Below are 13,495 nucleotides of genomic sequence, written 5' to 3'. Positions count from 1 at the left end.
GCCTTTATCCGGGTGATTGACGGCAAAAGGACTGGACTGACAAATCCATTGTCAGGGCCTGTGCATGGACCGGGTGGCAGTGTAAATTCCCGGCTACCGGGCTGCGGTCCGGACCACTGGCGTTGCCGTGCCGACGGGGGGAGGCATGTCTTTCTTGTCACGGCCGCCTGACTCTACTTGCGGGTAACAGAACTCTGCGTATGGGCGAGGCCGTCCGGCGCCGATTCACCGCCGTTGACGATCGCCACGCCGCGCCCGCCATTTCGCATTCCCACAAACACCGCAGTACAGAACGGGGAGAGGTGTCTGCCATGATAAGCAGGCGTTCGCTGTTAAGAGCCGGCGCTGGTGTCGGCGCCGCGGCCGCATTCACGGTGGCCAGCGGCAGCATGGGTTCGGTATGGGCCGCCGGATCGCCGCCGTGGAGCACACTGCGCGACAAGCTCAGCGGACGTCTCGTCCTACCGACCGACTCCGGTTACGACGTGGCGAAGCAGCTGCAGCTGGCCCAGTTCGACGCGATTCACCCGCAGGCGGTCGCCTATTGCGTGAGCAGCACGGATGTGGCGACCTGCATACGCTTCGCCCAGGACAATTCCATACCGGTGGCACCGCGCAGTGGCGGCCACAGCTACGGCGGCTATTCGACGTCACCCGGCCTGGTCATCGATGTCTCCCGGCTGAACGGCGTGCGGGTGGGGCAGAGCACCGTCCGGCTCGGACCGGGCGGCCAGGGCGTGGACATCGCCGCCGCACTGGCCCCGTACAACGTCCAGGTCGCCACCGGCACCTGCCCGACCGTCTGCTGCGGCGGATGGCTGCAGGGCGGCGGACTCGGCCAGCAGGCGCGCAAATTCGGAATGGGCTGCGACCGTCTGGTGTCCGCCGAAGTCGTGCTGGCGAACGGAAGCGCGGTCCGCTGCTCCAGCGACCAGCATCCCGACCTGTACTGGGCACTGCGCGGCGGCGGGGGCGGTAACTTCGGCGTCGTCACCGAATACGAGGTACTCCCGACCCAGGCGCCCAGGATCACCAACTACAACCTGAACTGGGACTGGTCCGACGCGCTGGACGTCATCATGGCGTGGCAGGAGTGGGTGGCCAACGGGCCGAGAGAACTCTCGGCGGAACTGCTCATCGAGTTCCAAACGGACAGCGCCGCGGGCACCCAGCCCCTCGTCGTGGTCACCGGCGGATACCTCGGGGCGAAAGCAGATTGCGACAGCCTGCTTGACGGTCTGATATCCGCCGTGGGCCGACCGAATACCACTCGGGACGTTCAGGAACAGCCGTATCAGCAGGCGATGATGACGGTGTTCGGCTGCGGCGATCGCACAGTGGCACAATGCCATCGGGTGGGGTACTCATCCGAGGCACAGTTGCCGAGGGACATTTGGGCAACCCAACGGAATCTATACTTCCGTGATCCACTGAGCCGTTCGGCGGCCTCGGAGGCGCTCAGGGCATTCCTGGCAGACAGCCGGGGCGGCCAATTCCGCTTCTTCGGTCTATTCGCCTACGGTGGGAAGATCAACGATGTCCCGCCCACCGCCACCGCGTTCGTCCACCGCGACTCGCTGTTCGCGGCGGGCTATCAGATCGGCCTGACGCAGCCGAACCCCGCCCAGGCCGACATCGATTCCGCGCAGGGCTGGGTGAACCACGGCTATACGACTCTGGATCCCTACTCGAACCACGAGTCGTTCCAGAACTACATGGACCCGGCGCTGACCGACTGGCGTCAGGCGTACTACGGGCAGAACTATCCGCGGCTGCAGCAGGTCAAGCACTGCTACGACCCGTACCACTTCTTCCGCTTCGCCCAGAGCATCGACTGACGGAGCTTTCGCTTGGGGGCGGCCAGTTGGCCGCCCCCGAACGTGGTCGCCACGGCCGTCAGCGGACGGCCAGTCGGTCGAGGATGCCAGCCACCTGCGCCGGTCGCAGGAGGAACCCGGCATGACTGGTGTCCAGAGTGTGCACGTCAAACGGGTTGTCGGGGGTCAGGGCGTCGGCCTCGGCGATCAACCGGTCCTGCATGGCCACCGGAAGCGACCGGTCGCCGGTAAGACGGATGTAGGTGCGGGCGATCGTGCCCCAGGTGGCGGCGTGCCCGCGGGCGTCGCCCGTCATCACCGACAGCGACTCGTCCGGCTGCAGGATGTTGAGGAAGGCCCGGAACTGCTCATCGGTGCCGTCCGCCATGACCGCCGCCTTGAGGGCGGCGAGCAGGGCCGGGTCGGCGGTGCGGTAGTTGGCCCGCCCGACACCGAGTTCGGCCGGGTCCCCGACGTTCAACGCGTACAGCGGGCCCAGCAGGTTGGCACCGAACTCGGGCTCCCGCATGTACTCGACGGGGTTGGAGTGTTGTACGCACGACCAAGCGGAGATGTACACAAGCCGATCCACCAGATCGGGGACGGTGTTGCCCACCCCCGTGATGGTGGTCCCACCGAGACTGGCGCCCACCAGCACCACCGGCCCGTAACGGACCACCCGGCGTACGACATCAACGACCGCGTCGACGTTGTCCCGCAAGGTGACCTTGGCCAACGTCGACGGCTCGACCGCCAACGCGTCGAGATCCTGCGGCGCCTGATAGGCGACGGGGTACTGGGCGTCGAACCCGTGCCCCGGCAGATCGACGGCGAAGCTGCGGTGCCCGAGCAACGCGAGTTCACGCTGGATCGGTGCCCACATGAAGGAGCTGGAGCCAGAACCGTGCACCAGCACGAACGTGGGTCCGGCATCGCGGGCCTGTCGTGGGTGGGCGGAATCAGGGCATACGGAAGCCATTTGAGAAATCAGTCCATTTCTGAGGCGGCGCGGCAGGCACGCCTGTGGCGACATCCACACGGCAGTGCCGACTGAAGACCCTGCTGGTCTGTTGTGGGGTTACCTCGACAGCCGTCGATCGCTCAGCGACCGACGGCTGAGCACCCTGTCTCAGGCAGTCCGAACGCGGACGAACATGTAGGCCACACCGGGATCGTACCGACCGCACGGCCGTACGGCCTCCGATTTTCTCCCGCCCCCCAAGAGCGGACTCCGCCTGAAAAAACCCGCCCCGCCGTGCCGGTCCCCACGTTGGGCGTCACGACTTCGTTCGACTCGGTCAGGATGCCCGGCCGCGCTGGTGCGTCGCGTCTTCTACGGGAGGCCGACGCGGTTCGCGAGCACCTGCAACGCCTCGTCCAGCGCCCTGCGTTGATCGGCCGTCAGTCCGCTCCCGAACTCCTCGTCCAGGGCGCGCGCCGCGGACTCGCAACGGTCCAGCAGTCGGCGGCCCTCCTCGGTGAGGGTCAGCACCTGGCGCCGCCGATCCTGCGGGTCGCGTACCCGCTGGACTGCGCCGAGCCCCTCCAGATGGTCCGCCAGCGAGACCACCAGGCTCGGCGCGATGCCCATCCGCGCGGCCAGCTCCTGCTGCGACGCCGCTCGCCCTGCTCGCGGGGGACGATCGGTCCGGCCTCGTCCCCGTCCTCTCCATCGCCGGACTGGCCCAGGCTGGCGACTCCGCGATCGGCGTGTGGCAGCGCAACAACCGGATGGCCGTCTCCGCCGGCCTGTGCGCCGGTCTCCACCTGGCATCGGCGTGATGGTTCCACCATCACAGACGGGCCGGGCGACCGACCACCTGAGCAACCGGCCGCCGGACCCCGGAGGTTAGGACCGCGTAGGGTCTCGCGGCTCGTGTCATCCGCCGAGTCTCTAATGGGTCTGACCTGGGCGTTCCGCAGGGTCTCACGCCGTGTCACCCGTCGGTTGTCTCAACTTCCGTGTCATTTCCTCAGCTCTCCTGTTCTGTCCTGTCGCAGCGCATCTGTCCGATGGCGAGCCGTTGACCTGCTGGGATGCCAGGTCGTTTGAGAAGGCGGAGGCCCGGGGTTCTCGAACGGCCTGGCATTCGCGGAAGTCGCTACCGTCCACGGAGTGGAGGAGTGCGTGCCACCTGCGCGGTCTCGGCCCGCGGGCTCAGACGAGGGCGGCGGCCAGCAGGGCGAAGGCGGCGATGATGACGGCGACGCGGACGTAGTGGAAGCGGTCCCAGCGGTTCGCCTGCTCCTTCCAGTCGGCGGGCCGGTTCTCGGGGGCCCACGTCTTGCCCCGGTTGTTGATCGGGACGAGCAGCAGAAGCGACATGATCACGCTGAGGATCAGCAGCGCGCCGGCGATGACGACGAGGCCGGCGCCGTGGCGGTGCCATCCGGCGATGGCCCAGACTGCGGCGAGGACGAGCGAACCGATGTACCAGAACGGCATCACGGCGCCGAGTATCCGGCCCCCGTGGGCGCGGCCGCTCAGGCAGCTGTCGTCCGGGAGGGCCTTGAGGATCCGGTTGATGACGAAGGCGACGGAGAACTCCACCCCCACCATCACTCCGACGACCACGATGGTGACGACCTTGAGTGCGTCGAGCATGATGACCCCTCCTGGGATCTAGCGCCGCTAGATGATGAGGTGACGCTAGTACTGCCGCCGCTCGATTGTCTAGCGGTGCTAGAATCGAACCATGTCGGTACAGGAACGCAAGGAACGCGAACGGGCGGCCCGCGAGCGCCTCATCGTGGCCACGGCCCGTGAACTCGCCGAGCAGCAGGGCTGGGACGCGGTCACCACCCGCCGGCTCGCCGACCGCATCGAGTACAGCCAGCCCGTTCTCTACAGCCACTTCCGCGGCAAGCGCGAGATCATCGGCGCCGTCGCCCTCCAGGGCGCCGCCGAGATGGCCGCGGCGGTGCGGGCCGCAGCCTTGGCCGCGGCCGGCCCGCGCACCCGGGTCACCGCCCTCGCCCGCGCCTACCTCGACTTCGCCGAGCGCAATCCGGCGGTCTACGACGCCATGTTCCAACTCGACGGCGGCCTGGCCTTCGCGGCCGAGGACACCCCGGAGCCGTTGAAGGACGCCTTCGCCGCCCTGCTGGAAAGCCTCGGCGAGGTTGCCGGGGATGGCGTCCACCCGGGACTGTTCACCGAGGTGTTCTGGGCGGCCCTGCACGGGCTGGCCACCCTGACCCGGGCGGGACGGCTGCCGCCGGCGGAAGCCGAGCGGAGGGTGGAGCTGCTGGTGGAGCGGCTCGCCATGGCCTGACACGCCGTCTGGGCCGAAGGGCAGCCGGGGTCTTCCGGCCTGGCTGTCGGCCTACGGCATCGCCGCTCAAGAGCCACCGCACTGAGAATCTGCCAGCACGAACGAGACCGAGTGGGAATCCGACAGCTTCAATGCGACAGGACACGTTCGATGCAAGCCGCTGACCTGCGACATGACATCCGCGTGAGACTGCGGCGGAGAAAATGACACGGAAGTTGAGACCCTACAGACCGTGTAGGTTCTCAGCCGCTGTGTCATGCGGCAGCGCGGTGACCTGGACATTTTCAGGCTGTCTCACGTCGTTTCATCTGCCTGCTGTCTCAGCGTCGTGTCATTTCCTCAAGTGAGTGCGGAACGGCCGACGACTCCTCAGTCCTGGTCCGCGCCGTCTGCCGTGTGGGGAAGCAGGGGGAACAGTCGAGTGATGAGGGCCACCGGTCGAGCGCCGTCGGGCCGGGCCAGGGGGCGTTGCTCGCGGTCCTGGTAGGGCGCGAGGGCTCGTCGGATCACGTCCGCGACCCGGCTCATCTCTTCGGGCGTCAGGTAGGCAACGGCGCTGAAGGCTTCGTCGTGGCGCCATTCGGACGGCGCTTCATCTCGCTGGGTCAGCCATCGCTGCCAGCTTTCGTCCTCCAGCCCACGAGCCAAGTCGCCGAACTGCTCCTCCGCCATGGGACCGTCGGCAGCGGGGGTGCGCCGCCTCAGACGCCATGGACGTGCGCGGCCCCCTCGGTGAGGGGCTTCTTCGATGTATCCGTGGCGTGCGAGCTGACGTAGGTGGAATGAGCAGAGGCCAGAGCTGTAACCCAGCCGGGAGGCGGCTTCGGTCGCCGTGACGGTGCCGACTTCGGCGAACAGGTCCAGCAGGGCTGTGCGGACTTCGTGCTCACGCAATTCTTCGCCGCTGTCGGCCGCCTGGTTGTCCGGGGTGTTGACGTCATCTTCAGTCACTTTGCAAAGTCTGCTACTTTGCAAAGGCCTTGGCAAGGGGCAGTCCGTGCTGAAGGCATCCGCTGCGGTGACCACCGCGGCATCTGTGGCATGCGCAAAAGGGAGACGACCATGTCTGTTCGTCACGAGCGGCCCCGTCCCGTCGACCGGCGAGTCCGTGTGCAAGGCAGCCCAGTGGACGCCTATCCGGCTCTGCCACCGGAGGCGCAACGGGGTTCGGTTCGCAGGGTCACGGTGGTGGGTGAGGAGGTGCTGAGCCGTCCGTGCCGGGAGGTGACCGGGTTCGGGACTCCGGAGTTGTCGGCGTTAATCGACGACATGTTCGTGACCATGTATGTGGCCGATGGTGCCGGCCTGGCTGCCAACCAGGTTGGCGTTGACCTGCGCTTGTTCGTGTATGACTGCCCGGACGACTATGGGATCCGGCATGTCGGTCACATCATCAACCCGGTTCTGGACCTGCCCGATCCGGGTAGCCGCCGGCTCATTGACGACTTCGAGGGCTGCCTGTCCGTGCCCGGCGCAGGCATGGCGGTTCCCCGCACCGATCGTGCCGTCGCTCGCGGGTTCGACAAGGACGGCAACTCTCTCGTCATCGAAGGGACGGGTTACTTCGCCCGATGCCTCCAGCATGAGACCGATCACCTCGTCGGCCACACATATCTTGATCGGCTCTCCAAGCGGGACCGCAAGGACGCGCTGCGGCAGATGGCCGAGCGCCGTGAGGACGTCTTCGCCCAACGCGCGATCAAGGCCGCCCGCCTGGGCCAATGAGGCGCTTGGCTGCAACGGCCACTTTTCTGCCGAAGGGCGTGGGTCGCATCCTGCGCCCCCGTTCAGCACGTTCGATCAGGGGGCGGCCCAGGTCCCTTTCGAGCCGGTTGATCTGGGTTGTCAGTGTTGATTGGTGAATGCCGAGGGCTCGGGCGGCTTCGGTGACGGTGGGGTAGGGCAGGGCGGCAGCGAAGCGTTCGAGTCGCTGCCGGGCATTTGGGCTCGTCAGGGCGTCACGCAGGATGGCGGGGGCATCTGCGGCCTGCTCGGGCGTGCGGAGGGCGGTGTGGTGGCTGGCTCCGCCGCGTGGCCGGAGTGGGATGTTGTGGATGTGGGCCCAGCGGGCCATATTCGCAGTGCTCATGCCGGTTTCGCGGGCGAGGTCGGGCAGAGTTCGGCGGCGGTGGACGTACTGCTCGATGAGCCAGTCCCGTTCGATGGTGCTGCGGCGCTTGTAGTCCTGGGGACCTTCGCGGAGCGGGATGCCGTACTCCTTGGCGAGATCGGTCAGCACTCTGCGGGAGAAGCCCGTCAGGGTGGCGATCTGCTGGAGGGACCGGTGCTCGCCGAGGTAGAGCTGGGTGAAGTGCTCTTCCGGGATGGCTTGCCGGGCTTGCTGCCGGATGCGGCCGGTGGCTCTGGCGGCGTTCTTCGTCAGCGGGGGTTCGGGGGCTGGGTGTTCGTCGAGGACATGCCGGATGGCCTCGACGGTCGTGCCCAGGACCTGGGCGGCGTGCTGAACGGGGTGCTGGCGCTCTCGGACGAGTTGGTGCAGGCGGGGTAGGTCGACGTGCATCGGGTCGGGTGCGGGAAGGGAGAGCCCCGCCAGCAAGGTGGCAGGAGGCTGCCAGGTCACGGGCTCGTCGTGGATGTGGTGCGAGGCGAGGAATTCGAGGGCCTCCTGCCGGAGGGCGTGTGCGAGTTCGGGTGTCTGAAGCGCGGTGAAGTGCAAGGCCGTCGCCCGGAACTCTGCGCTGTCGAGCCCGCCCAGGTCGTCGGGAGCAGACTCGGCAGGCAGGCCGCTGAGGCGTCGGAAGAGCTGGCTGCGGGCGATGCGTTCGCGCCTTCCGGTCCCCGGCGGTGTTTCGGTGCGGCGGCAGATCTCCAGCCAACGGTCGCGGGGAAGCAAGCCGGTGTAGTCGAGGATTCGGCGTCGGCCGTAGTCAATGGGGACGTCATCGGCGTCAAGGTGGTCGGTGAGCCGGTCCAGGGCGGTGACGATGTCCGGCCATTGTGGAAGGTCGTCGAGTTCCTGGAGGAGGCGTGAGATCTCGATGCCGTCGACGACGTCGCCGACCAACCCGGCGGCCTGGTCCAGGGAAGTACGGCTGTCGGGGATCAGCAGCAGGGCTGCAAGGACGGGGGCCAGGGCCCGTGCATGGATTCCTTCGGGCGGTGTGAGCCGGACCGTCCAGGACGGCCAGAACATCGTGGGGATCTTCCTGGCTCGCTGCTCGATATCCCGGGTGGCCTTTGTCGGCCGACGGGGAGTCTCGGTCGTGGTGCGGTAGCGGAGGTGCTCGCTGGGGCGGAGGGTAGGGGCGAGGGCGGCCAGGTGCACGGACTGCAGCACCGGGCTGATGCCGCGGCCCCAGTCGTCGATGCTGGTCACAGAGATCTGCGTGAGTTCCTCACGTACTGCTTCCAGCAGGCCGCGCAGGGCCTCGCCGGCCGAGTGGATTCCCGGCTGTTCCAGGATGCCCAGGGCCATGGTGACCGCGGCGGCGGCATCTGCGGCTCGGGGTGGGGCCATGAACCCCGGGCGGTCCGCCGCCTGTTCGGGGTGCGGGGAGACCGGATCGGTGGCGAGGTGCGCTTCTGCGATGTCGGCCGGTATCTGTTCCCGCAGGACGGCGGCGGGAAGGCTGCTCAGGACGCGGATGCCCAAGGCCCGGATGTCGGCCAGCACCGCCGGTGCCGGCTGGGGAACATCCCGGTAGGGGCCGAAGGCCACCGTTGCCCCATCGATGATCTCCATCGTCCGGTCCTGGGCCGTGAGAACCGGGTGGCCAGGAGGCAGGCGAAGCGTCGAAGCGCAGGTCAGATCGGCGCCGCAGCCAGCCGTAACCGGACCGCCGGGGCGGATCGGCGGATTGCCGCAGAGTTCAGGCTGGGGAACGGACCGCCCGGAGCGGGGCCGTTGCCGCGGAACCCGCCCGCAGTGCGGGCAGCGGTCCGCCAGCAGGCGACGGTGCTGGGTGCAGGCGAAGGAGAAGCCGAGCCTCCAGGACAACTGCCAGCGTCCGCCGCTGGAGTGGAGGCAGTCCGGGCAGAACCGGGATCCCCGTCCGCGTCCCCATAGGACATGCCGTGTCACAGCCCGGCCTTCGGGACTCATCTGCAGGGCCCGTCCGTCATAGTGCGCCAAGGTCATGGCAGTGACCACCTCCGGGACCGTGCCGGTGGCGTGCGCGACGGCAGCGGTCAACCGCTCGTCGAGGAAAATCGTCCAGTCCGCTGGGATGTCCCGGAACTGGTTTCCGGCCCGCTGCCGGACCGGGAACCCGAAGTGCAGCAGGACGTCACCGAGTGTGGTGTCCATCCGCCTGGCCGTCGCTTCCAGCCAGGAGTCCAGTGCCTCGCCGGGCAGTGGCGGCAGCCGGATCGGCAGGGTGCGGGCCGACGGCCTCATGCGGCTCGTCGGCCCCGGGGCCGCGGACGGCTGGTCAGCCGCTTCTTCTCTAGCGCGGCCTGAAGTTCCAGGCGGGCTGCCTCGGACGCCTCATCGTTCTTCACCCGGTCCATCAGCTCCTGGTCCAGCCGTTCCACGCCGGTGCGAACCGCCCGCTGGCAGCCACGGTTGATCAGCGTCATCAGCGAACCGATGTGTCCGGTGCTGCGGGCGAAGAGGTAGTCCGACAGGTCGTCCGCGAGCATGCCGGGGTACTTGTCGGTGAGCACGACACGCTGTTCGAGGGCCAGCAGCATCTGCCGCCACTCACGGCGCCCGGCCTCCGCGTCGATGGTGAACGGACGCAGTCCCAAGCGGGTGGTGCGACGGCCGGTCTGGGCCAGAGCCGTGTCGCGCCCGTTCGTTCCCTCGCCGAACAGGCCCTTCTCCGCGAGCTCGACCCCCACCATCAACAAGGTCACCGGGAACTCGTTGGCGATCCACTTCAGGTGATTACTCACCTCGATGCCGCTCTTCTGTCCCCATTTCAAAAAGTGCAGATCGTCCAGAACTACCAGTCGGACATCGCAGGACAACACGCAGTCCAGAACCCGCCGTCCGAACTGGGCGGTGGTGCCCCGCCCTTGTCCGGGGTGGCCGAAGAACTCCAGCATGGCCCGGTTCAGGTCCTTCATCCCGGTGTTCCCGGTCAGCCCAACCCGGCAGACCGGGATCCGTTCGTGCCCCTGGCTCGTGAACGGACCCGACTCCTCGATCTCCCGCTGGTGGAAGTCACGGGCGAAGGCAAGCACCGAGGTCGTCTTGCCCAGCCCCGGGAACGCGTCGACGGCCACCGCCCCCTTGGCCTTGTCGCCATCCTGCTCGTTGCTGTCGACGATGTCCCACAAGTCCTCGTGGAGCTCCACCAGTTGTGGTGTCTTGACCGGTCCGATGTTCGCGTGCCACTTCCGGCGCTGCCGGTCGTAGTCCGCCCGTGCCTGCGTGTCCAGGGACTTCAGCTGCTTGCGGGTCAGCAGATCGGGCCGACTGCGGCGAGGGCCCTCGGCGAACGCCTTGAAGTCCTCCTTCCGCGACAGGGCGAAGCTGTCCGGCTCAGGAACACGCTCCTCGCTCACACGTCCTCCAGAGCATCGGCGTAGAAGTCGTTCTCCTCAGCGAGGTCATCCAAGTCGGCCGCGTCGTCATCCCCCGTCTCCGTCGCCACCTCGGGCTCCTGCGCTTCCGCAGCCTCCTCGTCCTGGCCGAGGGCCTTGCGTACGGACGGAAGCGAGACGACCGTCTCCGCCTCACTCTCCGGAAGTTCGATGGCGGCCTGCTCACGTGAGAGTCGCAGGGCCATGCGCCGCTCGGCGATCGTGGTGCCCAGTCCGAGGTTCCACCGCTGAAGCAAGTCAGCGACGGCGAGCCGGTCGTCGGGAAAGCGATACTTCGAGGCGGCCAGCTGCCGGGCGAATGTCAACGCGTCCTCGCTCAGCGGCATCTCGGTCGACGGCGCGTGCTCCCAGACCAGCGTGTGCCAGGCCCGGGTAGCCGGATCACGGAAGTAGATCCGTGTGATGTCGTCGGGGTCCACCTGGAACGGCCAGCCATTCTTGACCGGGCCGTCGTACGGACTCCGGATACCACTCAGGCCCTTCAGACCGGGGCCGCTGTAGCGGCGACGGCCAATCTCGACACCGTAGTGCTGGATCGTGCGCCACTCGGTCTTCAGGAACTCGTAGGCGAGGTTCGGGTCCCGGGGAGCTTCGATGTAGCCCGCCCGCGCCATGCCGTGCTCGAACATCTTCGCCGGAGACATCCGCAGTCCCGGCAGCGCCGGATCGACCAGGCTGGAGTGCGGCCTGCAGTGATACACCGACGCGGTCCACTCCCGGATGATCGCCTCAAGCTCGTCGAGGAAGAAGAACGCGTCATCCTCCGGGTTCTCTCCCCGCGAGTAGATGTCGGGCCCCTTGTAGCCGGGCAGCACCTGCAGCAGCCCCTCCCGCAGGGTCCGGAAATAGCGCTCCACCGGCCCCTTGTCGCGGCCCGTCCGGAGCCGGGCCGGCTGGATGGAGATGCCCATCCGGCGGCAGACGCTGGTCAGATGCTCCGAGACGTAGACCTTCCCGTGGTCAACGACCAGCGTCTCGGGAACCAGGGGTGGCGAGGCCAGGCCCGGTCCGCTGGCGCCCTCGACGTCGACCAGGACGGTGCGGGGGATGCCGTGCTCGGGCCAGACCGCGTGCCGCGGCCAGTCCCGCCCCGCCGGCCTCGGCCGGAACGACTGGAAGAGCACCGCGCTGACATCCACTGCCTTTGTCGAGACCGGCGTCAGCCGGATCCCCGTGATGCAGCGGGTGTACCAATCCATCCCGACACTCAACTCGGCCTGCACCCACTTGAGCGTCAGCGGGTCGAACGCGAAGACGTCCAGGCGGGTGGAGTCCATCAACAGGTACTCACCCGGCCGCGTCGGCCGCAACTTGCCGTACGGACCCTCCGGCCGATCCGCGATATCCCGGTTCCGCTTCGTACTCAGCCGGAACAACGGATGGCGACACTCCAGCTCCGCCAGAATCCGGTAAGCCGTTGCCTGGCTCGGCAGACGGACCGCGTCAGGGCCATACCGGGCGATGACACGTGCCCGGGTGCGTTCAATCACCATCTTGCGCGAGGGCTTCGACTCTCCGGTGTGCTCGACCATCACCTCCAAAGCCGTCTCCACCCACCGCTCATCAGCTCCAGCCGCCGCCCCGCCAGACTGCTTCCTCTTCGCAACCAGTCCGGCCTCTCCGTGCCGCCGGAAGTCCGCAACCCACTGCTTGACGGTGCGGACATGAACCCCAAGTTCCATCGCCTTGGCGGCGTACTTGGGCTCCACCGGCCCGCCGGGCGCATAATCGCGACGAGGTTCCCCGTCGTGGACCCGCTCAGGACTTCCAGAGCGGAAACCCGTCAGCACCTCACGGACATGTGCGGCCCGTTCGAGAATCTGAAGCCGTTCACCTTCGTGCAGCTGGTCCAGCACCACCGAGGCGATCTCCTCGGCGTCGTCAGCCGCTGGGCCGGGCTGGTCGGGAATCACGGCCGCCCGGTCGGAGAACAGCAGCTCCTTCAACGACAGGCGCAGAAGCCGACCCTGGCCGTCCTTGAGAACCACCTCATTCCCCGCAGTGGTCGCGGCCATCTCCACCACTTCGACGGTCTCCCCGTCGTAGCGGAAACGCGTTCCGACCCCCACCCGGGCCCCGGCCCTGCTCACGCTGCCTGCCGCAACACCCGTGAAGGGCTGAGGGGTCGGCTGAGTTCCGTGTGAAGATCATGCACCCAGAGCAGGTGATAGACCGCGGCACGAACGTGGATCTCGGGCCAACCAGGCAGACACCGGGCTGCCTCACCCAACAAGACACCGTCAAGGTCAGCTCGGCGAAGCTCATCCAGGATCTCGGGTGAGAGCAACCAGTCCCGCCGATAGCCGGCCAGAAAGCGGATGTTCTCCAGTTCCGCCTCCGGCGGCTCACTCCAAACCTCGTACTGCCAGCCGCGAGACTCCACCACACGCCGGGTCCAGTCGAAGGTGGACGCCACCTCGGGCATGGACAGCCGTTGACGTGGCTTGACATCCACCACCACGGGCCCCTGGCCGGTGATCAGCAGATAGTCAGGGATGTGCTTGCGGACCTTGTCCGCCACCACGGTCTTCATCAAGAACGGCTGAGCCACGATGCGGTGTACGGACGGATCGAAGTCAGCAAAGAGAAGCCTCGCCAACTCAAGCCGCGACTCATAGATCACGTGGTCCCGCATCGTCGCCGACCAGTACGCCCCGGAGTAGTGCTTCTGCCCGCGATACCAACGGAACGTGCGCCACGGGGCCGCCGACCCCAGCAGGTCGACAGACGCCGTCATCCACGACAAGTCCTCGACACTCTTGCCATTTCGGGAGCGAACACTGACTACTGCGGTGGGACTGTCCATGGCGTACCCCCAGCCGAGTGAGGCCCTGTACGCCCACGATGCCCACCCTGGCGTGAGGAGAGTGGGCAGAAGCGACTCGTACCACC

11 protein-coding genes are annotated in these 13,495 nt (G+C 67.4%); 3 read left to right on the top strand and 8 right to left on the bottom strand.

Annotated features, from left to right (window positions below; all coding sequences use genetic code 11):
* The first annotated feature begins 311 nt into the window (after window positions 1–311).
* Window positions 312–1,838: an FAD-binding oxidoreductase gene (locus P2L57_RS25875; RefSeq protein WP_275818468.1), complete on the top strand. Its 1,527-nt coding sequence runs from the start codon at window positions 312–314 to the stop codon at window positions 1,836–1,838.
* A 58-nt stretch (window positions 1,839–1,896) separates the two neighbouring features.
* On the opposite strand, the gene P2L57_RS25870 is transcribed toward P2L57_RS25875, so the two are convergent.
* From P2L57_RS25870 to P2L57_RS25860, 3 genes are all read right to left on the bottom strand, one after another.
* Entirely contained in the window at window positions 1,897–2,796 is a 900-nt protein-coding gene (locus tag P2L57_RS25870; protein ID WP_275818467.1) for an alpha/beta hydrolase, read from the bottom strand.
* 354 nt (window positions 2,797–3,150) lie between these two features.
* On the bottom strand, window positions 3,151–3,591 hold the full coding sequence (locus tag P2L57_RS25865; RefSeq protein ID WP_275818466.1) for a MarR family winged helix-turn-helix transcriptional regulator: 441 nt from the start codon (window positions 3,589–3,591) through the stop codon (window positions 3,151–3,153).
* A 384-nt stretch (window positions 3,592–3,975) separates the two neighbouring features.
* The gene (locus P2L57_RS25860) at window positions 3,976–4,422 is read right to left on the bottom strand and encodes an anthrone oxygenase family protein (protein ID WP_275818465.1); all 447 of its coding nucleotides are present in this window, start codon (window positions 4,420–4,422) and stop codon (window positions 3,976–3,978) included.
* Between the two features lie 91 nt (window positions 4,423–4,513).
* Here P2L57_RS25860 and P2L57_RS25855 point away from each other — a divergent pair, with 91 nt between their 5' ends.
* Complete coding sequence (locus P2L57_RS25855; RefSeq protein ID WP_275818464.1) at window positions 4,514–5,092, top strand: TetR/AcrR family transcriptional regulator; 579 nt, start codon at window positions 4,514–4,516, stop codon at window positions 5,090–5,092.
* A gap of 369 nt (window positions 5,093–5,461) precedes the next feature.
* Here the strand turns inward: P2L57_RS25855 and P2L57_RS25850 are convergent, their stop codons facing one another.
* Window positions 5,462–6,043 (bottom strand): winged helix-turn-helix domain-containing protein, encoded by a 582-nt coding sequence (locus P2L57_RS25850; RefSeq protein ID WP_275818463.1) that lies wholly within the window; start codon window positions 6,041–6,043, stop codon window positions 5,462–5,464.
* Window positions 6,044–6,154: 111 nt separating this feature from the next.
* Between P2L57_RS25850 and def the strand changes: the two genes are divergently transcribed.
* Window positions 6,155–6,817 carry a peptide deformylase gene (gene def, locus P2L57_RS25845; protein WP_275818506.1) on the top strand — a complete coding sequence of 221 codons (663 nt, stop codon included), beginning with the start codon at window positions 6,155–6,157 and terminating at the stop codon, window positions 6,815–6,817.
* Here the strand turns inward: def and P2L57_RS25840 are convergent.
* Genes P2L57_RS25840 through P2L57_RS25825 form a run of 4 tightly spaced genes read right to left on the bottom strand, consistent with a single transcriptional unit; the run spans window position 6,792 to window position 13,409 of the window.
* Window positions 6,792–9,449 carry a TniQ family protein gene (locus P2L57_RS25840; protein WP_275818462.1) on the bottom strand — a complete coding sequence of 886 codons (2,658 nt, stop codon included), beginning with the start codon at window positions 9,447–9,449 and terminating at the stop codon, window positions 6,792–6,794. The genes def and P2L57_RS25840 overlap by 26 nt on opposite strands.
* Window positions 9,446–10,564: an AAA family ATPase gene (locus P2L57_RS25835; protein WP_275818461.1), complete on the bottom strand. Its 1,119-nt coding sequence runs from the start codon at window positions 10,562–10,564 to the stop codon at window positions 9,446–9,448. The genes P2L57_RS25840 and P2L57_RS25835 overlap by 4 nt, the downstream gene beginning before the upstream one ends.
* The gene (locus P2L57_RS25830; RefSeq protein WP_275818460.1) at window positions 10,561–12,693 is read right to left on the bottom strand and encodes a TnsB C-terminal domain-containing protein; all 2,133 of its coding nucleotides are present in this window, start codon (window positions 12,691–12,693) and stop codon (window positions 10,561–10,563) included. Before P2L57_RS25830 ends, P2L57_RS25835 begins: the two co-directional genes overlap by 4 nt.
* Window positions 12,690–13,409, bottom strand: a complete 720-nt coding sequence (locus tag P2L57_RS25825; protein ID WP_275818459.1) for a TnsA-like heteromeric transposase endonuclease subunit — start codon at window positions 13,407–13,409, stop codon at window positions 12,690–12,692. Before P2L57_RS25825 ends, P2L57_RS25830 begins: the two co-directional genes overlap by 4 nt.
* Window positions 13,410–13,495: the final 86 nt, after the last annotated feature.

This window comes from Streptantibioticus ferralitis (assembly GCF_029223525.1).
GTDB classification, from domain to species: domain Bacteria; phylum Actinomycetota; class Actinomycetes; order Streptomycetales; family Streptomycetaceae; genus Streptantibioticus_A; species Streptantibioticus_A ferralitis.
The sequence above is the reverse complement of the archived record's forward strand: the minus strand, read 5'-3'. Positions and strand labels throughout refer to the sequence as shown.

Coding starts and splice junctions, on each gene's coding strand:
- P2L57_RS25875 (WP_275818468.1), top strand. CDS start 312: ATGATAAGCAGGCGTTCGCTGTTAAGAGCCGGCGCTGGTGTCGGCGCC.
- P2L57_RS25870 (WP_275818467.1), bottom strand. CDS start 2,796: ATGGCTTCCGTATGCCCTGATTCCGCCCACCCACGACAGGCCCGCGAT.
- P2L57_RS25865 (WP_275818466.1), bottom strand. CDS start 3,591: ATGCCAGGTGGAGACCGGCGCACAGGCCGGCGGAGACGGCCATCCGGT.
- P2L57_RS25860 (WP_275818465.1), bottom strand. CDS start 4,422: ATGCTCGACGCACTCAAGGTCGTCACCATCGTGGTCGTCGGAGTGATG.
- P2L57_RS25855 (WP_275818464.1), top strand. CDS start 4,514: ATGTCGGTACAGGAACGCAAGGAACGCGAACGGGCGGCCCGCGAGCGC.
- def (WP_275818506.1), top strand. CDS start 6,155: ATGTCTGTTCGTCACGAGCGGCCCCGTCCCGTCGACCGGCGAGTCCGT.
- P2L57_RS25840 (WP_275818462.1), bottom strand. CDS start 9,449: ATGAGGCCGTCGGCCCGCACCCTGCCGATCCGGCTGCCGCCACTGCCC.
- P2L57_RS25825 (WP_275818459.1), bottom strand. CDS start 13,409: ATGGACAGTCCCACCGCAGTAGTCAGTGTTCGCTCCCGAAATGGCAAG.